The organism is Stenotrophomonas sp. FW305-C-20-S1 (assembly GCF_058783335.1).
Genome location: NZ_JBYTEK010000042.1, coordinates 13,956 through 34,287, shown reverse-complemented (window position 1 = coordinate 34,287; position 20,332 = coordinate 13,956). Strand labels below are relative to the sequence as shown.

Annotated in this window: 10 protein-coding genes and 1 riboswitch; of the genes, 4 read left to right on the top strand and 6 right to left on the bottom strand. The window is 66.3% G+C overall.

Annotated elements, in window-relative coordinates:
- Nucleotides 1-185: 185 nt before the first annotated feature.
- Nucleotides 186-1,841, bottom strand: coding sequence for an MFS transporter (locus AC3WTC_RS17855; RefSeq protein WP_025878778.1), 1,656 nt, complete (start codon nt 1,839-1,841; stop codon nt 186-188).
- A gap of 111 nt (nt 1,842-1,952) precedes the next feature.
- On the bottom strand, nt 1,953-3,374 hold the full coding sequence (locus AC3WTC_RS17850) for a DcaP family trimeric outer membrane transporter (RefSeq protein ID WP_333623486.1): 1,422 nt from the start codon (nt 3,372-3,374) through the stop codon (nt 1,953-1,955).
- 245 nt (nt 3,375-3,619) lie between these two features.
- Here AC3WTC_RS17850 and acs point away from each other — a divergent pair, with 245 nt between their 5' ends.
- The 3 genes from acs to AC3WTC_RS17835 all read left to right on the top strand — a co-directional run bounded on the left by acs (nt 3,620) and on the right by AC3WTC_RS17835 (nt 7,354).
- Nucleotides 3,620-5,563 (top strand): acetate--CoA ligase, encoded by a 1,944-nt coding sequence (acs, locus tag AC3WTC_RS17845; protein WP_424842816.1) that lies wholly within the window; start codon nt 3,620-3,622, stop codon nt 5,561-5,563.
- A gap of 82 nt (nt 5,564-5,645) precedes the next feature.
- A complete protein-coding gene (locus AC3WTC_RS17840) occupies nt 5,646-6,311 on the top strand; it encodes a response regulator transcription factor (RefSeq protein ID WP_006477308.1) in 666 nt (221 codons plus the stop codon).
- A 288-nt stretch (nt 6,312-6,599) separates the two neighbouring features.
- Nucleotides 6,600-6,689: riboswitch (yybP-ykoY riboswitch) on the top strand.
- An 89-nt stretch (nt 6,690-6,778) separates the two neighbouring features.
- Complete coding sequence (locus AC3WTC_RS17835; protein WP_032976929.1) at nt 6,779-7,354, top strand: manganese efflux pump MntP; 576 nt, start codon at nt 6,779-6,781, stop codon at nt 7,352-7,354.
- Between the two features lie 39 nt (nt 7,355-7,393).
- On the opposite strand, the gene AC3WTC_RS17830 is transcribed toward AC3WTC_RS17835, so the two are convergent.
- Nucleotides 7,394-10,837 (bottom strand): hybrid sensor histidine kinase/response regulator, encoded by a 3,444-nt coding sequence (locus AC3WTC_RS17830; protein ID WP_492712120.1) that lies wholly within the window; start codon nt 10,835-10,837, stop codon nt 7,394-7,396.
- 237 nt (nt 10,838-11,074) lie between these two features.
- Nucleotides 11,075-13,222, bottom strand: a complete 2,148-nt coding sequence (locus AC3WTC_RS17825) for a S46 family peptidase (protein WP_492712118.1) — start codon at nt 13,220-13,222, stop codon at nt 11,075-11,077.
- A 263-nt stretch (nt 13,223-13,485) separates the two neighbouring features.
- On the opposite strand from AC3WTC_RS17825, the gene AC3WTC_RS17820 reads away from it, so the two are divergent.
- Nucleotides 13,486-14,241: a hypothetical protein gene (locus tag AC3WTC_RS17820; protein ID WP_309908479.1), complete on the top strand. Its 756-nt coding sequence runs from the start codon at nt 13,486-13,488 to the stop codon at nt 14,239-14,241.
- Nucleotides 14,242-14,486: 245 nt separating this feature from the next.
- Here the strand turns inward: AC3WTC_RS17820 and AC3WTC_RS17815 are convergent, their stop codons facing one another.
- A complete protein-coding gene (locus AC3WTC_RS17815) occupies nt 14,487-18,353 on the bottom strand; it encodes a translocation/assembly module TamB domain-containing protein (protein WP_492712116.1) in 3,867 nt (1,288 codons plus the stop codon).
- A complete protein-coding gene (locus tag AC3WTC_RS17810; protein WP_492712126.1) occupies nt 18,350-20,146 on the bottom strand; it encodes an autotransporter assembly complex protein TamA in 1,797 nt (598 codons plus the stop codon). The genes AC3WTC_RS17815 and AC3WTC_RS17810 overlap by 4 nt, the downstream gene beginning before the upstream one ends.
- Nucleotides 20,147-20,332 lie beyond the last annotated feature (186 nt).

Genomic DNA, 20,332 nt, shown 5'->3' with positions numbered 1-20,332 from the left:
TGGGCGTGCCTACGTTGTCTCCCTCCCCCCCCCCCCCCCCCCCCCCCCCTCCCCCCCCCCCCCCCCCCCCCCCCCCCCCCCCCCCCCCCCCCCCACTACCAGGGTGCGGGCCGGATAAGCGCCCCCACAAACAGAAAGGCCGTGGTCTGCACCACGGCCTCTCCTTCATTCGATGAACATCATTCTTACTTGGTGATGTCCACGTTCTTCGTCTCGCGCAGGAACAGGCCGCCAATCACCACCGACATCAGCGCGATGATGATCGGATACCACAACCCGTAGTACAGGTTGCCGGTACCGGCCACCAGCGCGAACGAGATCGCCGGCAGGAAGCCACCGAACCAGCCGTTGCCGATGTGGTACGGCAGCGACATCGAGGTGTAGCGGATGCGGGTCGGGAACAGTTCGACCAGGTAGGCGGCGATCGGGCCGTAGACCATGGTCACGTACAGCACCAGCAGCCACAGCATCAGGATCGTGCCTGCGTAGTTGATGCGCGAACCATCAGCCTTGGCGGGATAACCAGCGCCGGTCAATGCTGTCTTCAGCTCGGCACCGAACGCGTCGGCCTTGGCCTTGCCTTCTTCCTTGGTCAGGCCAGCGGCCTCGTACGAAGTGACGCTGGCACTGCCCACGTTGACCATCGCCAGCGAACCAGCAGCGGCCGGCTGCACGTCATACGGCACACCGGCCTTGGTCAGCGCGGCGGTGGCGACGTCGCAGGAGCTGGTGAACTTGCGCAGGCCCACCGGATCGAACTGGAAGGAGCAGGTGGTCGGGTCGGCCACGACCAGGGCCGGCGAACTGCTGCGGGCCTCTTCGATGGCCGGGTTGGCGAAGTGGGTCAGGCCCTTGAAGATCGGGATGTAGGTGATTGCGGCCAACAGGCAGCCGGCCAGGATGATCTTCTTGCGGCCGATACGGTCGGACAGCCAGCCGAAGAAGATGAAGAACGGCACGCCCAGCGCCAGCGCGGCGGCGATCAGCAGGTAGGAGGTGGTGGCGTCGACCTTCAGCATGCTGCTGAGGAAGAACAGCGCGTAGAACTGGCCGCCATACCACACCACCGCCTGGCCCGCTGCGGCGCCGAGCAGCACCAGCAGCATCAGCTTCAGGTTGCCGCCCTTCAGGCTGTCACGGAACGGCGTCTTGGAACCCTTGCCCTCCGACTTCATCTGCTGGAACAGCGGCGACTCGCTCAGCTGCAGGCGGATCCACACCGACACGCCCAGCAGCACGATCGAGACCAGGAACGGAATGCGCCAGCCCCAGGCTTCGAACGCTTCGTTGCCGAGGAAGTAGCGGCAGGCCAGGATGATCAGCAGCGACATGAACAGGCCGAGGGTGGCCGTGCACTGGATGAAGCTGGTGTACAGGCCACGCTTGTCGTCCGGCGCGTGTTCGGCCACGTAGGTCGCCGCACCACCGTACTCGCCGCCCATGGCCAGGCCCTGGGCCAGGCGCAGGATGATCAGGATCACCGGCGCGGCGAACCCGATCGAGGCGTAGTTGGGCAGCACACCGACCAGGAAGGTCGAGATGCCCATGATCAGGATGGTGACCAGGAAGGTGTACTTGCGGCCGATGCGATCGCCGAGGCTGCCGAAGAAGGCCGCACCGAACGGGCGCACGAAGAAGCCGGCCGCGAAGGCCAGCAGGGCGAAGATCATGCCCGTGGTTTCATTGACGCCACTGAAGAACTGCTTGGCGATGATCGCGGCAAGCGAGCCATACAGGAAGAAGTCATACCACTCGAAAACGGTGCCCAGGCTGGACGCGAAGATGACCTTCTTGTGTCCCTGGGTTAGTTGGGCTTTCGCCGGTGCAGGTGTTGTGGACATGGGAAGCTTTCCCTCTGTAGGTGCCGACCTCGGTCGGCACGCAGTCTAGGTAGGTGCCGACCGTTGGTCGGCACTCGATCTCTGTAGGTGCCGACCCTGGTCGGCACTCCTTTAGAAGCTGTACTTCGTAGTGAACTGCAGACGGGTGATATCGCCCTTGTTGCCGTTCTCGATCTCGCGCTTGCCGTACATCAGCTCGGCACCGACATCGACCTTGGGCAGCGGCGAGTAGAAGATGTTGCCGCGGATGCTCTGCACGCTCTTGGTCACCAGCGGGCCGAGGATGCTGTCGTTGTCGTAGTCGCTGCGCGCATAGATCAGGTTGGTGCGCAGCTTCGGCGAGAACGCATGGCGCCAACCGACATAGCCGGCGATCACACCGGTCGGGTTGAGCTCGTCACGGGCCACGTCATAGGCCGAATCCGCAGTAATGCCCAGACCGATGTAACGGGCGATGCCCTCGCCACCGGTGAACTGGTAGTGCAGCGAATCGCTGTCACCCATCACCCACTTGCCGCCCAGGGTCAGGCCACCGGCCACCTTGTCGGCCTTTGCGCCGGTGGCCTGGTTGTCGACCTTCAGCTGACGGACGATACCGCCAACACCGAACGTGCCCCAGTCACCCTTCCAGCCATAACGCAGGGTCAGGTCCGGCAGGCTGCCGCGATCGGAATTGGCGCTGGCATTGGTCCAGGCGCCGGTGACCGGATTGCGCGTACCGGTGAGGGTGGTCGTTTCCGGATTCTCCAGCGCGACGCTGAAGCCACCCTGGGTGTAGCGCACCTGCGCCTGGCGCACGAAGATCACGCCATCGGTGGGACCGACGAAGTCGACCGCTTCCGGCAACGACGCCGCATCCATGAAGTTCGACCAGGTCTGGCCGGCCATCCAGTTGTTCCAGTACATGTACGCATGGCGCAGGGTCACGCCATAGGTGTTGGTGGCGGTCTGGTTGCCCAGCGAGTTGCCGAAGAAATCCATCTCGAAGAACGCGCCGGCCTTGTTGCCCGACTCGCTGACGTTGTCGATGCCCAGGTTGAAGCGCGAGAACTTGGCGTGGGCGTTGTAGTCCACGTCCGAGCGCTTGCCGCTGCCGCCGGCGCCTTCCACCGGGGTCTGCCCGGGCAGGTATAGCGAGCGGCCGGTGGCATCGTCGGCCAGCTGGCCATCGCTGGTCTGGGTGGCCAGGAAATCGGCCTTGATGAAACCGCCGATCTTGACCGTGGTGCCCGGCGCCGCGCCGGGGGTGATGGTGGTGACCTGGATCGGCTGCTTGCCCGCAGGCACCGCCGGCTTCTGTTCGGCCTGCAGCGTGCGGACGTCGGTCACCGCCTGCTGGGTCTGCACGATCTGGGTCTGTTGCTGCTGCTGCGACGCCAGCAGCGCCTGCACCTGCCGCTCCAGTTCGGCGACGCGTGACTCCAGTGCCCTCTCTTTGGCGGTCTCGGCGAACGCCATGCCCGGTGCGACCAGGGCGACCAACAGGCAGGCCGCCAAAGGTGTGCGCACGGCTTTCAACGTACGGTGGCTCATGTTGCCCTCTCTCCCAAGTGGCAAGGTGATGCCGCGCGTGGGGCACGGTCGAGCCGAGACTGCGGGGCGTTTGCACGCACCCGCTATTGGCCATTGGTCGAACCCGGGCCTGCAGGGGCCCGACTTTCGACCAAGGTCTAACCGAAGTGGTGACGCGACCGGGGGTGGATGGGGCAAACTGAGGGGGAACGGCCGCTGCAATGCTGCGGCTGCACACACAAAGTCAACGTGCAAGTGAGGGTGCCATGGCTGATCTCTACCCTGTCGATCCGCAGTTCGCCGCCAAGGCGCGTATCGACAAGAACACCTATGAACAGCAGTACCAGGCCTCGGTGTCCGATCCGGATGCGTTCTGGGGCAAGGCCGCCGAGCGGCTGGACTGGTCGCGCAAGCCGACGAAGATCAAGAACGTCAGCTACGACCTGTCCGACTTCCACATCAAGTGGTTCGAAGATGGCGAGCTCAACGCCAGCGTGAACTGCCTGGACCGCCAGCTGGAAAAGCGCGGCGACAAGACGGCCCTGCTGTTCGAGCCGGACAGCCCGGACGCGCCGGCCCAGCACGTCACCTATCGCGAGCTGTACGAGCGCACCTGCCGTCTCGGCAACGCGCTGCGCAACCTGGGCATCAAGAAGGGCGACCGGGTCACCATCTACCTGCCGATGATCGTCGACGCTGCCGTGGCCATGCTGGCCTGCGCGCGCATCGGTGCGATCCACTCGGTGGTGTTCGGTGGCTTCGCCCCGAATTCGATCGCCGACCGTGTCAGCGACTGCCAGAGCAAGCTGATCATCACCGCCGACGAAGGCCTGCGCGGTGGCCGGAAGATTCCGCTGAAGGCCAACGTCGATGCGGCGCTGAAGCTGCCCGGCACCAATACCGTGGAAACCGTGCTGGTGGTGCGCCACACCGGCGGTGCGGTGGACATGCAGGCCCCGCGCGACCGCTGGTTCCATGATGTGGTCGACAGCCAGCCGGCCAGCTGCGAGCCGGAACCCATGAACGCCGAGGATCCGCTGTTCATCCTCTACACCTCCGGTTCCACCGGCAAGCCGAAGGGCGTGCTGCACACCACCGCCGGCTACCTGCTGTACGCGGCGTACACCCATGAAGCGGTGTTCGACCTGCGCGAGGACGACATCTACTGGTGCACCGCCGACGTCGGCTGGGTCACCGGCCACAGCTACATCGTGTACGGCCCGCTGGCCAACGGCGCGACCTCGCTGATGTTCGAAGGCGTGCCGAACTACCCGGACACCTCGCGCTTCTGGAACGTGATCGACAAGCACAAGGTGTCGATCTTCTACACCGCTCCCACCGCCATCCGCGCGCTGATGCGCGAAGGCGAGGAGCCGGTGAAGAAGACCTCGCGCGCTTCGCTGCGCCTGCTTGGCAGCGTCGGCGAACCGATCAATCCGGAAGCCTGGCGCTGGTACTACGAAGTGGTCGGCGACAGCCGTTGCCCGATCGTCGATACCTGGTGGCAGACCGAGACCGGCGGCATCCTGATCTCGCCGCTGGCCGGTGCGATGGATCTGAAACCGGGTTCGGCAACCCTGCCCTTCTTCGGCGTGCAGCCGGCCCTGGTCAATGCCGATGGCGAGATCAAGGACGGCCCGACCGAAGGCAACCTGATCATCCGTGACTCCTGGCCGGGCCAGATGCGCACGGTGTACGGCGACCACCAGCGCTTCATCGACACCTACTTCCGCACCTACCCGGGCAGCTACTTCACCGGTGACGGCTGCCGCCGCGACGAAGACGGCTACTACTGGATCACTGGCCGCGTGGACGATGTGATCAACGTGTCCGGCCACCGCATCGGCACCGCCGAAGTGGAAAGCGCGCTGGTCTCGCACCCGAAGGTGGCCGAAGCCGCCGTGGTCGGCTTCCCGCACGACGTGAAGGGCCAGGGCATCTATGCCTACGTCACCCTGGTGGCCGAGGAGGCGCCCAGCGACGAGCTGCAGAAGGAGCTGGTCGCCTGGGTGCGCAAGGAGATCGGGCCGATCGCCACGCCCGACCACCTGCAGTGGGCGCCGGGCCTGCCGAAGACCCGTTCGGGCAAGATCATGCGCCGCATCCTGCGCAAGATCGCCGAGAACGCACCGGACCAGCTCGGCGACACCTCGACCCTGGCCGATCCCTCGGTCGTGGCGTCGCTGGTGGACGAGCGCAAGGTGCGCTGACGTACGACCCGGGGGTCGGTTCCCTTTCCGCAAGGAAAGGGCTCTGACCCCATCTGCTTTCCCCCCACGGTTCCCCCCGACCATGACCACCCTCCTGATTGCCGATGACCATCCGTTGTTCCGCGAAGCCCTGCGGGGTGCCGTGCAGCGGGTCATTCCGGGCGTTCAACTGTTCGAGGCCGACAGCGTGGAGGCGCTGTATGCGCTGGCCGACCAGCACAACGACGCCGACCTGGTCCTGATGGATCTCAACATGCCCGGCGCACAGGGCTTCAACGCACTGGTACACATGCGCTCGCTGCATCCGCACCTGCCGGTGGTGGTGGTGTCCGCACGCGAAGAAGCCACGGTGATGCGGCGTGCACTCGACCATGGCGCGCTGGGCTTCATTCCGAAATCCGCTGATTCGGACACCATCGGCCATGCACTCGGCACCATCCTCGATGGCGAGACCTGGGCGCCGCCGGAAGCACACAACGTGCCGCCGACCGGCAGCGAAGAACGCGAAGTCGGCCAGCGTCTGCGCGAGCTGACCCCGCAGCAGTTCCGCGTGCTGCAGATGCTCGGCGCGGGCCGCTTGAACAAGCAGATCGCCTACGACCTCAACGTCTCCGAAGCAACGATCAAGGCGCACGTCACCGCGATCCTGCGCAAGCTGGGCGTGACCAACCGCACCCAGGCGGTGCTGATGGCCGGCAAGCTGGCGATCGACGACGACGCCATCGTGCTGCCGCCGGAAGAAGACTGAGGGTTCGTGCCGGCTGCTGGCCGGCAATCGCCTGTACCTGTATCACCGCTGCGCTCGCCGGGCATGGCCCGGCGCTACCGGAAACTGCTTTGGTGGGTGCCACGCTTGCTTGGCACGCTCTCGCCGTTGCGCGTGCCGGCCAGCGGCCGGCACTACCCGCTACGCTCGCCGGGCATGGCCCGGCGCTACCGTATCGCGCGTGGTATAGCCATCGCTATACAAACCAGCCGTGCCTGCGCGTTTCGCACGAAATGCGCCACGCGCGGATCGCGGTGCTAAGCTTCGCGTCCCCTTGGGGAGTAGCCGGATTCCTACGCAGGAATCGTCCACGTCAACATACTCGGCCAGTGCGCCGTGGCGTGGACAACCATGATGGTTGGCGAGACCAGCGGCCCGCGCGCGCAACGTCAGGTTGGGCGCGAGCGCGAGCCGTGCGTCCGTCCTTGCCCGACCTTCTGCTGCCGCCCATGTCTCCTGTTTCGATCCTGCTGATCGGCTTTGCCATGTCCACCGATGCCTTCGCCGCGGCGATCGGCAAGGGTGCCGCCATGCGCAGGCCGGTGTTCCGTGATGCGCTGCGCGCCGGCATCATCTTCGGCGTCATCGAGGCGATCACGCCCATCATCGGCTGGCTGCTCGGTCGTGCCGCCCTGCAGTACGTCGAAGCCTTCGACCACTGGATCGCCTTCGGCCTGCTCGGCGCACTGGGCATCCACATGATCTACAACGGCCTGCGCCCTGACAGCGGCGAGGACGATGAGGATCCGTCGCAGCACCACGGCTTCTGGAAGCTGGCACTGACCGGCTTCGCCACCAGCATCGACGCGATGGCGGTGGGCATCGGCCTGGCCTTCATGGACGTGCATATCGGCGTGATGGCGGCGGTCATCGGCCTGTGCACGCTGACCATGGTCACCGCGGGCATCATGCTTGGCCGCGCACTCGGCAGCATGGTCGGCAAGCGCGCCGAAATCATCGGTGGCGTGATCCTGGTGATCATCGGTGCGACGATCCTGTACGAACATCTGCACGGCGTGGCGTAACCTGCCGGCGATTGCGAGGTTGCCGGCCAGCGGCCGGCACTACCGGGCGTCGCGCAACGCGCCCAGGAACGCACGCAGCGAGGCTGGCTTGATCGGCTTGGTCAACAGGCGATAGCCGCGCTCACGTGCCATCCGCTTCAGTTCATCGCGGCCATCGGCGGTAAGCAGCGCGCCGGGCAATGGATAGCCCGCCGCTTCGCGCAGTGCCACCAGTGCATCCAGGCCATCCATGCGATCGTGCAGGTGGTAGTCCACCAGCATCACCTGCGGACGCTCGGCGATCTTCTGCAACGCCTGGTCCACCGTCGATGCGGTGATCACCTGCACCTGCCAGCGCCCCAGCAGCGCGCGCATGCCATCGAGGATCTCCTCGTCGTTGTCCACGCACAACACGCGCAGGCCGGCCAGCGAATCGCTGCGGATCGGCGGTGCGGCCTGCGCCACGGTGAGCGATTCGGTATATCCCGGCAACGGCGCTACCCGCGGCAGGATGATCGAGAACATCGATCCACTGCCAACCCGGCTGCGGGCATTCAAGCGATGGTCAAGCAGGCGCGAGATGCGCTGGCAGATCGACAGGCCCAACCCCAGGCCCTGCTCGCCCCAGTCGAACGGCTGCTGGTAGCGGTGGAATTCATCGAAGATCTGTCGCATGTGGTGTTCGGGAATGCCGGGGCCGGTATCCCACACCTGCAGCTCCACTTCCTCGCCGCGCTGGCGTACGGCCAGCACGATGCGCCCCTGCCGCGTGTAGCGCAGTGCATTGGCCAGGAAGTTCTGCAGCACGCGGCGCAGCAGGCGGCGATCACTGCGCACCCAGGTGGTACGCGCGAACAGATCCAGCCGCAACCCACGCCCGGCCGCAACCGGCGTGTACTGCGCGGCCAGCTCGCGCATCAATGCACTGACATCGAATTCGCCGATCACCGGATGCAGGCCACCAGCATCCAGCCGCGACACGTCCAGCAGCCCATCCAGCAGCTCTTCGGCCGCACGCAGCGACGCATCCACGCGTTCGGCCAGGTGCCGCTGCTCATCACTGACATGGTCGCTGTCGCGCAGCGCCGAAGCGAACAGCCGCGCCGCATTCAACGGCTGCAGCACGTCATGGCTGATCGCCGCCAGGAAGCGGGTCTTCGATTGCTGTGCGACTTCCGCAACATGCGAGCGCTCGGCCACGCGCTGTTCCAGTGTTTCGTTGGCTTCCAGCAGCGCCCGTTCGGCGTGCTTGTAGTCGGTGATGTCGTTGTAGCTGGTGACGTAGCCGCCGCCGGGCAGTGCCTGGCCACGCATTTCGATCACCTTGCCATCGCTGCGGGTACGCTCGAACACGTGCGGCGAACCGGCGCGCATATAGCCGATGCGGCGGTTGATCTGCACTTCGATGTCGCCCTCGCCCAGCTCGCCACGCTCGGCGTTGTAGCGGATCAGATCCGCCACCGGGCGGCCCACGTAGAGCATGCCGTCGGGGTAGCCGAACATGTCCTGGTAGCGCCGGTTCCACGCGGTCAGGCGCATGTCCGGGTCGACCACGCTGACGCCGGCGCTGATGTTTTCCAGGGTGGTCGACAGAATCTCGCGGTTGAAGCGCAGCTCCTGGCCCGCTTCGTCCAGCACCGCCACCACTTCGCCCAGGTCCATGCCGGAGCCGCGCAGCAGGCTGGTCAGCAGCAGGCGCGCGGAGGCCGCACCGATCGATGCGGCCAGCAGGCGCTCGGTGAACTGCACCCACGGCCGGTCTGCCGGTGCCGAGGACTGCAGCTCGCGCCCCAGCGACTGCGCCTGTTCGAAGAACGAGCGCCGCGCATGGCGCTCGCCGACCACGCGCGAGGCCAGTGCCAGCAGGTCGCCCACGTGCACGTGGCCCGGCCAACCACCGGCCACTGAAGGCCGCTCGGCATAGGGATCGAGGAAGGGCGCAGCGCGCAGGCGCTCATCCACGCCCGGACGCCAACGCGCCGATACCAGCATCATCGTCGCCGCGTTGACCAGCAGCGACCAGAACGTGCCATGGGTCAGCGGGTCCCAGCCGGTCATGCCGAACAGCTGTTGCGGCCGCAGCCAATCGATGCCGAACGGACCATGCTGCACCCAGCCTGCATCCATCCAGCCGGCCATGGTCATCGCCGGCAGCAGCAGGGTGTACAGCCAGGTGGCGAAGCCGAGCAGCATGCCGGTCTCGACGCCACGACGGCTGGCGCCGCGCCAGTACAGGCCACCGATCAGGCCCGGCGCGAACTGCGCCACCGCGGCGAACGCCATCAGTCCGTACGAGGCCAGCGTGCTGTCGTTGCTGCTGCTGCGGTAGTAGCTGTAGGCCATCAGTGCCAGCAGCAGGATCGCCAGCCGGCGGATCCACAGCACCCGCGAGGCGACATCGGCCGCTTCCTGGTGGTCGCCACTGCGACGCAGCAGCACCGGCATCACCAGATCGTTGCTGACCATCGTCGCCAACGCGATCGAGGACACGATGACCATGCCGGTGGCGGCAGAGAACCCGCCGATATAGGCGATCAGTGCCAGCGCGTTGCGGCCCTCGGCCAGCGGCAACGCCAGCACCATCGAGTCGTCGGCCACGCCGCTTCCGGTCCCGAACAGGCTGATGCCGGCCGTGGCGATCGGCAGCACCATCGCCGAGATCAGCACCAGGTAGCCGCCGAACATCCAGCGCGCGCGGCGCACGTCGCGCACATCCCCGCACTCCACCACCGCCACATGGAACTGGCGCGGCAGGCAGATGATGGCCAGGAAACTGAGCAGCGTCTGCGAAATGAACCCCACCGGCGGAAGCCCGGTGAACAGCGTATGCACCGACTCCACCACCGCCTCGTTGCGGTCGCTGAGCCAGACATAGGCGAACACGCCCACCGCCACCATCGCCACCAGCTTGATCACCGACTCCAGCGCGATGGCCAGCATCATGCCGTGGTGGTGTTCGGTGGCGTCCACCTGGCGGGTACCGAACAGGGTGGCGAACAGCGCCATCAGCAACGCCACGTACAGGGCCGGATCGCTGAAGAACCCGGTCGGGCCGGTGTTGCCGGTCAGTACCTGCAGGCTCATCGCCACCGCTTTGTACTGCAGGGCGAGGTAGGGAATGATGCCGATCAGGGCGATGATCGCCACCAGCGCCGCCAGCCGCCGCGAGCGGCCGAAGCGCGAGGAAATGAAATCAGCGATGGAGACCACGTTCTGGCTGCGCGCGATCAGCGCCAGGCGCTCGATGATGCGCCAGCCGAACAGCAGCAGCAGCAACGGGCCGATGTAGATCGGCAGGTAGCCCACACCGTTGCGCACGGCGGTACCGACTGCGCCGTAGAAGGTCCACGACGAGCAGTACACCGCCAGCGCCAGGCTGTAGACGACCGGCCGCAGCCACGGCCGGTCCGGGTACATCGGCCGACGGTCGCCCCACCACGCCACGCCGAACAGCAGCGCAGCGTAGGCAACCGAGACCAGCAGCAGGATCCAGCTGGAGACCAAGCGCGTGTTTCCGTCGGAGGAGGGGCCAGTAGATCACGACCGTTGATCGTGATGGTAGGTCACGACGGGGGTCGCAAAGGTGGGTCACGACCGTTGGTCGTGGCAGAGGCGTCCGTGCCCACCAACGGTGGGCACCCACCAGAGGGAAAGGTGGGCACCCACCAGGAAACGGTGGGGACCTACCGGAAGACGGTGGGCGCCTACCGGGAGATCGTGGGCGCCTACCGGGAACCGGCGTTATTCCGCCGGAACGCCCATTTCCTTCAGCAGTTCAGGTGCCGGGTAGACCTTGGCCAGCAGCCAGCGCAGGTAGCGCATGTCCACGTGCACGGCGCGCTTGTAGCGGGGGTCGAACCACCAGCTGGCACTGACCGACTCCCAGTTGCTGTCGAAGTTCAGGCCGATCAGTTCGCCCTTGGCGTTGAGCACCGGCGAGCCGGAGTTGCCGCCGGTGGTGTCCAGGTTGGTCAGGAAGTTGACCGTCTGGGTCTTCAGCGCGGGGTCGGCGGTGCTGCCGAAGTCGCCCTTGGCAATCGCGGCCAGCAGCGGCTTGGGGGCATCGAACGGATAGGCGTTGGTGTTCTTTTCGACGATGCCGGCCACGGTGGTCACCGGCGAATAGGTCACGCCATCACGCGGGTGCAGCGCTTCCACCTTGCCGTAGCTGATGCGCAGGGTGCGGTTGGCATCCGGGTACACCGCACGGCCCTGCTTGGCACGCCAGGCGAACAAGGCCTGCATGTAGGCAGGGCGCAGGCGCAGCTGTTCGCCTTCGCGGGTCTTGCTCTCGTTTTCGATGCGCAGCTGCGCGGCCACCAGCGGGCCGGCCACGGCAATCAGCGGATCGGCGGCCAGCGCCTTGCCTTCGCGGGCAGCGGCGAAGCGGGACAGGCGCTGCGCTTCGTCACCCAGCTGGGTGCCGGCATACAGCGTGTCCAGCGCCTGCGCCAGCTGTGCCGGGGTACGGCCGAAGGCCGTGTCGAACTCGGCCACGCGCTGCGCATCCGGCAACTGCTGGTAGCGCGTCAACAGCGTGGTCAGCAGCGCCTTCTCGATCTCGGGTGCATAGCGGCGCTGCACCTGCTTCAGCACGCCCTCGATCATCGCCTGGTCGCGCTGCTGGTAGCCGGTCTCGCGCTGCGCATCCGGCTTGGCCGATTCAATGCGCAGGCGTTCCAGCAGCAACGCCGAGCGCAGCAGCTGGCTCTGGCTGGCCATCTGTTCCAGCAGCAGGTCGCGCTCGCCCACCGCCGCGCCCTGCGACAGGTTGGCCAGCAGCGCCTTGATGTCGCCCTGGTACTTGCGGTCGGTGGCGGCCAGCATCGCCTGCTCGTCGGCCGCACGCTGGGCCTTGGCATCGCTGCGCAGCAGCCCTTCCAGCTCACCGGCGGCGCGCTTGCGGTTGTTCTTCAGCGACTGCAGCTGCGAGGCATAACGGGTACGTGCCTGCGCATCCTTGGCACTGGCCGCTTCGATGGTGTCGATCATCTGCTGGAACACCGACACCCGGCGCGGCAGCACGGTATCGATCTGGCCAGCGAATTCGGCGGCGGTGCGATGGCGGTAGGTGATGCCCGGGTAACCGGCCAGCATCGCGTAGTCGCCCTCCTTCGGGCCTTCCACCGACATCTGCAGGTGCGCCGGTGCCTGGTAGGGCACGTTGTCCTTGCTGTAGGCGGCCGGCTTGCCGTCCTTGCCCACGTAGGCACGCAGCAGGGTGAAGTCGCCGGTGTGACGCGGCCACATGAAGTTGTCGATCTCATCGCCGTAGTTGCCGATCGCGCGCGGCGGCGCATAGACCAGGCGCACGTCGCTCAGCTCAAGCTGGGCGATGCGGTAGAAGTCGGTGCCGTAATACATGTTGGTCACCGAGCAGCGCACGCTGCCGTCCTTCTCGCACTCGGCCACGATCTGCTTGCTGGCTGCATCCACCGCGTCGAAGTACGCGCGGCCGGTCTTGCCCTTGGCCTGTGCCAGCACCTGGTCGGTCACCTTGTCGAAGCCGACGGTCACCAGCACGCGGAAGTCCGGATTGGCCGGACGCTCGTCGGCGCGACCCTTGGCGATGAAGCCATCGTTGATGAAGTTGTGCTCGGGCGAGCTGTTGTACTGGATCACGCCCATCGCCACGTGGTGGTTGGTCAGCAGCAGGCCATCGGCCGACACGAACGAGCCGGTGCCACCGCCGGCACGCACGACCGCACTCAGCGGCGGCGCGGTCACGTTGGCCAGATCGGCCGGGTTGCCCTTGAAGCCGGCCGCCTGCAGCGGCTTGGCCAGTTCCGGCAGCTGCGTCGGCATCCACATGCCCTCGTCGGCATGGGCGCCAGCGGCGAGGGTCAGGCCCAGGGCCAGGGCGGTGGGGAGGGCTTTGCGTGGCGACATGAGGCAATCCGGTACGACAGAACAGCCCGGGACCATAGCCGCTGGGGCCGGATGGGGCAACGGCCGATGGTTGGGGGCACCGATGCTGGCTAGAATCAGGCACGGATACCAGGGAAGGACCGATGATCGCAGGAATCGATCTGGGCACCATGCATTCGCTGATCGGCGTGAAACGCGCCGATGGGGCAGTTCTGTGAACAGGCCCGCTACGCACAGCTCGGCAGCGGAATCCTGCGTGGCACGCCGCAAGGAAATCACGACGCATGAATGATGAAGCCGCAGTGACGGGGTCATCTGCCGCCGAAGCGCTTGCCGACCGCATCGTCCGCCACGGGCAGCAGCACGATCCGGCAGATTTCGCAGCCTGGCTGCAGCAGTCCCCGGAACTGCAGGCACCCGCGGATGCCAGCGCAGTGAAGCTGGCAACCTGGCAGCGGCTGATGAATGGCACCACGCCGTTTCCGCAGGCGAACTTCGAGCAGCTGGCCGACCGCTTCCAGTGGTATGACCGGGGCAATATCCGCGAGTGCTACGACATGGCCGCCCTTGGCCACAGCATGCACGTGCGCTGGTTGCTGTTGCGAGGCAACGAGGTTGCTCTTGCTCGCTACATGCATCGCGATGATGCACCGGTTTCCGTAGCACAGGCCCGCGTGCGCGTGGCTCGGTTGAGTGGGCGCTGGCGACCACTACGTGCACGGTGGCAGGCGCGGTCAGCGCACACGCGACGCGAGATGCGCGACACTCTGCACTACTTGGTCGGCGAGCCGATCATGTGGTTCGTGGTTCCGCCGCCGCCGTTGCAGCGCAAGCAAGTCCTGTTCTGGGCGGCAGCGGCCGGTAATCGGCTGCATTCAGCGCCGCGCCGCCGACGGCCCCTGTGGCAGCGTGTTGTCGTGGCGCTGCTGTTGGCGTGCACCCTGCTGGGCGCCTTGGCGATAGCCCACAGGGCTTCTATCGCCAGCCCCAGCGATACAAGGGGAGATCGCTTGGTATTGCAGGCACCCGCCAGTACGTGAGCGATTGATTCGACAGCGGCACTGTACTCGGCATCATCCACCAGTGCTTCTTGCAACGCTTCGCTCCGATGAGGCAGGACGCACCAAGACCGGGGCTGGTGGACGCAGTCGCTATGATCGCGCAGGCACTGGTGCAGGCCTGCTGGATGAAAAGCCTGCATGTCCAGTGCGGCCGTCCGCGCTGGCCCAACCGTGGATTACGGCAGCGCCGGCTCGGCGCCACCGCAGCCACGCATGGCGTGGCTCTACTTCTCCCGCCGCCAGTTCAACGAGCCACGGTTTTCCACCGTGCTCGATTCCACTTCCACGTCGAAGCCGCGGCGCAGCAGGTACTTCAGCGTGATCACCGAACCGGCACCGACCAGCGATACGCCGTAGCCCACGTACAACTTGGGCGAAATGTACTTGCCCACACCGATCACCGAGCCGCCCAGCGCGCGCGACTGGCTGACGCCGGCATCGTCCAGGCCGAGCTTGGCACCCAGCTGCGAAGCCAGCAGCCCGCTGCCCGCCGACAGCGCGGCCGATGCGGCGTTCACCTGCTGGGTCTGGTCGCTGCTGGCACCGGTCAGGCTGCGCCCCAGCACCAGGTAACCCAGTGCTTCGGACTGCGACATCGCCGGATCGGACCAGACATCGGCGCGCGGTTGCTGCGCGCGCCCGGTCACGTCGATGCCGGCGGTGACATCACCGATCCGGCGTTCGGCGCGGATGTTGATGCGCGGGTCGGACACCGCGTTGTAGTTCCAGTTGAGGTTGCCGCGCGTGATGGTCAGGTCCTGGCCATAGGCCTTGTAGCGGCCACTGACTTCCAGGCCGCCGTTGGCGGTCATCTCGCGGCCGGGCTTGGCCCAGACCTGCATCTTGCCGGTCAGCGCGCCCTTCAGGCCGAAGCCGCTCATCTTGACCTTGTCACCCAGGCTGACGGCCAGCTCCATGTCCAGCGGCGAGGTGCGTGACTCTTCCGGATCGGCCGGGTCCAGCACCACCACGTCCTCGGACACCGAGGTGCCACGGTCCAGGCGCTCCAGATCGATGTCGGCCTCGGGCACGTGCACCGTTCCGCGCAGCTCCATCGCGGCCTTGGCCAGAGTGAAGTCCAGGTTGGGATTGGCGATGATGCGCAGCTCGCTGGTGTTGGACAGCAGCACATTCTCGCCGTGGATCTTCAGCTGCAGCGGCTGTGCATCGCCGAACCAGGACAGGCCGCCGTCGACATACAGCGTGCCCTTGCCCGAATTGGCCTGTGCGGTGATCTTGGCCGACCCATCGGGCTGGGCGACGAAACTGCCCTTGCCCTGGTCGAAGGTCAGGCCCAGCGCCGGGAACTCGCCCTTGAAGTTGCTCAGCTGTGCATCACCGCCCAGCGACGGTTGGCCGCGCGTGCCACGCAGGCTCACGTGGCCTTCGATCAGGCCGGTCGGGCGCACCACATCCGGCGAGAACAGTTCCAGCCAGTACAGGCGCGACATGTTGAGGTAGAGCTCGCCGTTGAGCGGTGCACTCGGCTCCCAACCGGTCTGCATCTTCGCATCGACGAAGCCGTTGCCCTGGAAGCCCATGCCCAGGTAGCCCTTGATGCTGGCCGGGGTCATGTCCAGCTTCAGCGAGAACTGGTCATAACGCACCAGCTCGCCACGGTTGGCATCGCCCACGCCGGTGTTGCGGTTCTCGCCCAGGCGTACGCCACCTTCGGCCGAACGCACTTCCACATGCCCTTCCCATGCGTTGCCACGCGGACGGATCTGCGCGTCCAGGTTGAGTTCGCCACGCAGGTAGATGCGCCGGCCGGACTGTGGCGGCAACCACGGCTGCACCAGGGCCAGCGGCAACGCGTCGCCGCGCACCACCAGGCCTTCGCGCGGCCAGTTGGCATGTGCGCACAGGGCGCCACCGGTCGCAGCGCCCAGGCAGGTTTCGCCCAGCGTGTAGTTGCTGCCGTTGATGGCGAATGCCGCGGGCGCACGCAGTGCCCACGCATCGCCCTTCACCGGTGCGATGCGCAGCGTGGCCAGTTCGCCACGCCATTGTTCACCTTGCTGGCGCACGCTGCCCTGCAGCTCGATCGCGCCCAGTTCGTTGCGTGTCTGTGCGGCCAGGCGCAGGTTGGAGACACTGCCCTGCGCATCGATGTTCAAGCGTTCCAGCAGCATGCCGGCATTGACCTGCTGGCCCTGTATCGCCAGCGTGCCACTGTCGCCACGCCACGGCAGGCGGCCCTTGATGCTCAGGCTTTCAGCGCCATAGCCGTCCCAGTTGAGATTGTTGCCGACCAGATCTGCAGTGATGTCCGGTGCATCGCGCGGGCCTTTCACCTGCACCTGGCCACGCAGGCCACCATCGGCGCCGGGCAGCAGATCGCTCAGCTGCAACGGCTCGAAGCGCGCATCGATGTCCAGGCGGTCGCCGACCTTGCCCGAGGCGGTCACCCGGCTGCTGCCGACGGCCAGTTTCAATTCACCCTGGCCCTGTTCACCCTGCAGGGCGAACTTGCCTTGGGCATCCACATTGCGCTGGCGCAGGATGCCCTTCAGCGACGGCAGGTCCACCGTGGCCTCCAGCGTGCCCGCAGTGCCCGGCGGCGCATTGGCCGGCGGCGGCAGCTGGCGTCCCTTGGACGCGAGATTGCCGGACAGACGGCCATCCCAGCCCGGTGCGAAGTAGCCCGGGTCGAAATCCTTCAGCGTGGCCTTGGCATCCCAGTCCAGCTGCGGTGCCCAGGCCACCTTGCCTTCCACCTGCAGCTGGCCACCCGGGGTCTGCGCCTGCAGTTCGCGGATCTCCGCAGCCTGATCGTTGCCACGCACATCGAAGCGCAGCTGCGCCTTCTGCTTTTCGCGCTCGACATCGGCACGGCCGATCGCCGCCCACGCCTTCAAGGTACCGGCCAGTCCAAAGCGCGCTTCCTTCAGCGTCACCGGCACCGGCGAACTGCCGGCGGTGTTCGGGTCCGGTGCCGGCACCCAGGTCAGGTCCTGCGCGATCACCGAGAAGTTCAGCTTCTGCTGGTCTTCCTGGCTGAAATCGGCGGTACCTTCCAGGCGTGCTTCGCCGCCCAGGCCCTTGACCACCAGCGGCGAGACCTTCAGCACCTGGTCCTGCAGCGAAACCACCGAGGGCGCCAGCTCCAATTCCTGCTCACCCTGCTTCACCCGGCCATGCAGGTTGGCGTTGCCGCCCTTGCCGGAGGCGGTGAAGTCCAATGCCAGCGGCGCGATGGCCGAGCTGGCCAATGCCGGCGACAACAGCGCCAGATCCAGCTCGTCGCTGCGTACAGTCGCGTTCCAGGTCGGATCGGTGCGGCCATCGAACACCAGCATCGCGTGCAGCGGCTTCGGTGCGCGGCCGGCCAGCGCCACTTCCATATGCGCCAGGTCACCGCGCGCGACCAGGCCGACCGTGGCCGCGGTACGCCCGCGCGGTGCCGGCAGCACCGCGGTGACGGTGACGTCGGTGTCGTAGTCCTTGGCCGGGATGTAGCGGCCTTGGGCAGTGAAATTGCCCATGTCGCTGTCCACCGCCAGCTTGCGCGCCTGGAACTCGCCATTGGCGATCTCGATGCCACCGCGCACGCGGCTGATGTCGATCACCGGCTCGTTGGCCTGGCTGATGCGGAAACTGTCGATGGCGATCACATCGGCCTGGATCGCCAGCGGCATTTCGATCTGCGGCAGCGAATCGGGCCACGACGGCAGCTTGAACGGCTCATCGCTCTTGGCCAGGTTGAGCGTGGCGTTGGTCAGCTCCAGCTTGTCCAGCAGCAGCTTGCGGCCCAGCAGCGGGCGCAGGTCCGGCTCCAGGTGCGCGCGCTCGGCGTGGAAATGGATGTCGTCGTAGCGGAAGTCGACGTTGTAGAGAGTCAGCGGTCCGGCCACTGGGCCGTCGACCTTGTCCCAGGTGAAGCTGGCACCCACCGGCAGGCGCGCCACCACCTGCGCCAGCAGCACGTCGCGGCCGGCCACCGTCTGCAGCAGCCAGTACACGGCCAACAGGGCGACCAGCACCAGGCCGACCACGCCCGCGCCGGACCATGCCCAGAAGCGGCGACGACGGTAGAAGCGCACGCGCCGCGGCGGCGTGTTCGGCGACGGAGTCGGTGCGGGCGTGCTCACAGGTCCGCTCCGATGTTGAGGTACAGCTGGAACTGCGAATCAGGGTTGTTCAGACCGTGAGCGATATCGACCCGCACCGGGCCCACCGGCGATTTCCAGCGCACGCCGAAGCCGACGCCGGTGTGCAGGTCGATGTCGGTATCGAAGGCGCTGCCGGTGTCGACGAACACCGCTGCACCCCACGGACCGCCATTGAAGTAATGCTCGTACTCGGCCGAGCCGACCACCAGGTGCTTGGCACCAAGCGCGTACTTGTCCGGCTTCGGCGTGCGCGGGCCGACCTCACGGTAGGCATAGCCGCGGATGCTGCGGTCGCCACCGGCGAAGTAGCGCAGGCTGGGCGGCATCGCCACCAGGTCGCTGGTCCAGGTGGTGCCGCCTTCGCCGCGCAGGATCAGGCGATTGGTCGGCCCCACCGGGATGTACCAGCGCAGCACGGCATTGGCCTGCACGAAGCTGGTGTCCGATCCGACGCCTTCGACGCCGGCACGCACCGTCGCGGTGCCACTGATGCCGCTGCGCGGGAACAGCTCGTCGTCCACCTTCACGTAGTCGGCCACGATCTGCGGGTAGACCAGCGTGGACGTGTTGTAGACCGCATCGGTGAATTCGGTGCCTGAGGCATAGCGCCAGCGCTCGCGCAGCGCGTTGATCGAGGCGATGGCGGTCCAGTTCTCGTTGATCTCGCCGCTGCGGCTGGCGATCAGCTTGAAGTTGCGCAGATCGATGTAGTCGGTCTGTTCGTCATAGGCACTGGCGGCGAAGGTGTACCAGCCATCCAGCCAGTTGAATGCGGGAATGCGGTAGCTGGTGATCAGGCTCTTGCGCTTCTGCGCATAGTCCAGCTGGGTGTTCATCTTGTGGCCGCGGCTGTTCAGGTAGCGCCGTTCAAGGCCACCACGCACACCGGCGCCACTTTCGCTGCCGTAACTCAGGCCGTAGGAATAGATGCTGCGCTTGGCCCGCGTCAGCTTCACATCGACTGGCACCTCGCCGTTTTCATCGGCCTGGTCCGGGCGCGGCTGGATGTCGATCACGCTGAAGTAATCGAGCTTGGTCAGCGACTCGCGCAGGCGGTCCAGCTTGCCTTCGTGGAAGTAGCTGCCCTGGTCCCAGTACACCAGCGGATCGAACAGCTTGTCGTCGAAATAGTTCTGCTCGAAGGTCACCGGGCCCATGTTGTAGCGGCGGCCGCTGTCCCAGGTCAGGTCGATGTCGGCAGCGTTGTCCGCGCGGGTGATCTGCACCTGGCGCTGGGTGTAGTCGGCGTCGAAGTAGCCGCGCTCGGCTAGGCGCCGGGTCACGGTGATCTTGCTGGCTTCGTACTGGGTATGCTCGAAGCGCTGGCCCTTGCGCGGCTTGAACGCGGCCAGGTCGTCCTGCAGGTACTGGTCGTACATCGCCGGACCGGTGATATCGATATGCTCGCGGCGCACCAGCACCGGCTGGCCCTTGTCGACATGGATCAGCACGGTGACGTGCTCGTCCTGGCGGGGCGCCTCGACCTTGATCACCGGGTTGTAGTACCCGAACGGTTCCAGCGCCTGGCGGGTCTGCCGCTCGGCCTGTGACAGCAGGTATTCCAGGCGCGACTCGCCCTGCTCCTTGCCGATCGTGTCGAACAGCGTCAGCGATTCCTGGATGTTCTCGATGATCGCGGCGTCGTCGCCCTTGTCCAATCCCTTGATGTCCACCTTGTCGATGGTGCCGCGCGCATGGGCCACGGAAGTGGCGCAAAGCGAGAGGACCATCAGCGGCAGGGCGTATTTCGTTGGCTGCATGCGGCACAGCATACCGACCGGAGGTGACGATGCGAAATGCATCACGCCAATCCGGATCGGTTGTTAAGTGGCGGTCAAAATGCGCGCCTTTGTGGCGATCATCGCGGCCGCATGCGGAAATATCGGCATCGCGTCGCTGCCGGCCAGCGGCCGGCTACCCAGTAGATCCACGCCATGCGTGGATACGGTCTGATTCAT

Excerpts from the sequence above, each read along its gene's own strand:
- AC3WTC_RS17855 (WP_025878778.1), bottom strand. The coding sequence starts at position 1,841 with ATGTCCACAACACCTGCACCGGCGAAAGCCCAACTAACCCAGGGACAC.
- AC3WTC_RS17850 (WP_333623486.1), bottom strand. The coding sequence starts at position 3,374 with ATGAGCCACCGTACGTTGAAAGCCGTGCGCACACCTTTGGCGGCCTGC.
- acs (WP_424842816.1), top strand. The coding sequence starts at position 3,620 with ATGGCTGATCTCTACCCTGTCGATCCGCAGTTCGCCGCCAAGGCGCGT.
- AC3WTC_RS17840 (WP_006477308.1), top strand. The coding sequence starts at position 5,646 with ATGACCACCCTCCTGATTGCCGATGACCATCCGTTGTTCCGCGAAGCC.
- AC3WTC_RS17835 (WP_032976929.1), top strand. The coding sequence starts at position 6,779 with ATGTCTCCTGTTTCGATCCTGCTGATCGGCTTTGCCATGTCCACCGAT.
- AC3WTC_RS17825 (WP_492712118.1), bottom strand. The coding sequence starts at position 13,222 with ATGTCGCCACGCAAAGCCCTCCCCACCGCCCTGGCCCTGGGCCTGACC.
- AC3WTC_RS17820 (WP_309908479.1), top strand. The coding sequence starts at position 13,486 with ATGAATGATGAAGCCGCAGTGACGGGGTCATCTGCCGCCGAAGCGCTT.
- AC3WTC_RS17810 (WP_492712126.1), bottom strand. The coding sequence starts at position 20,146 with ATGCTGTGCCGCATGCAGCCAACGAAATACGCCCTGCCGCTGATGGTC.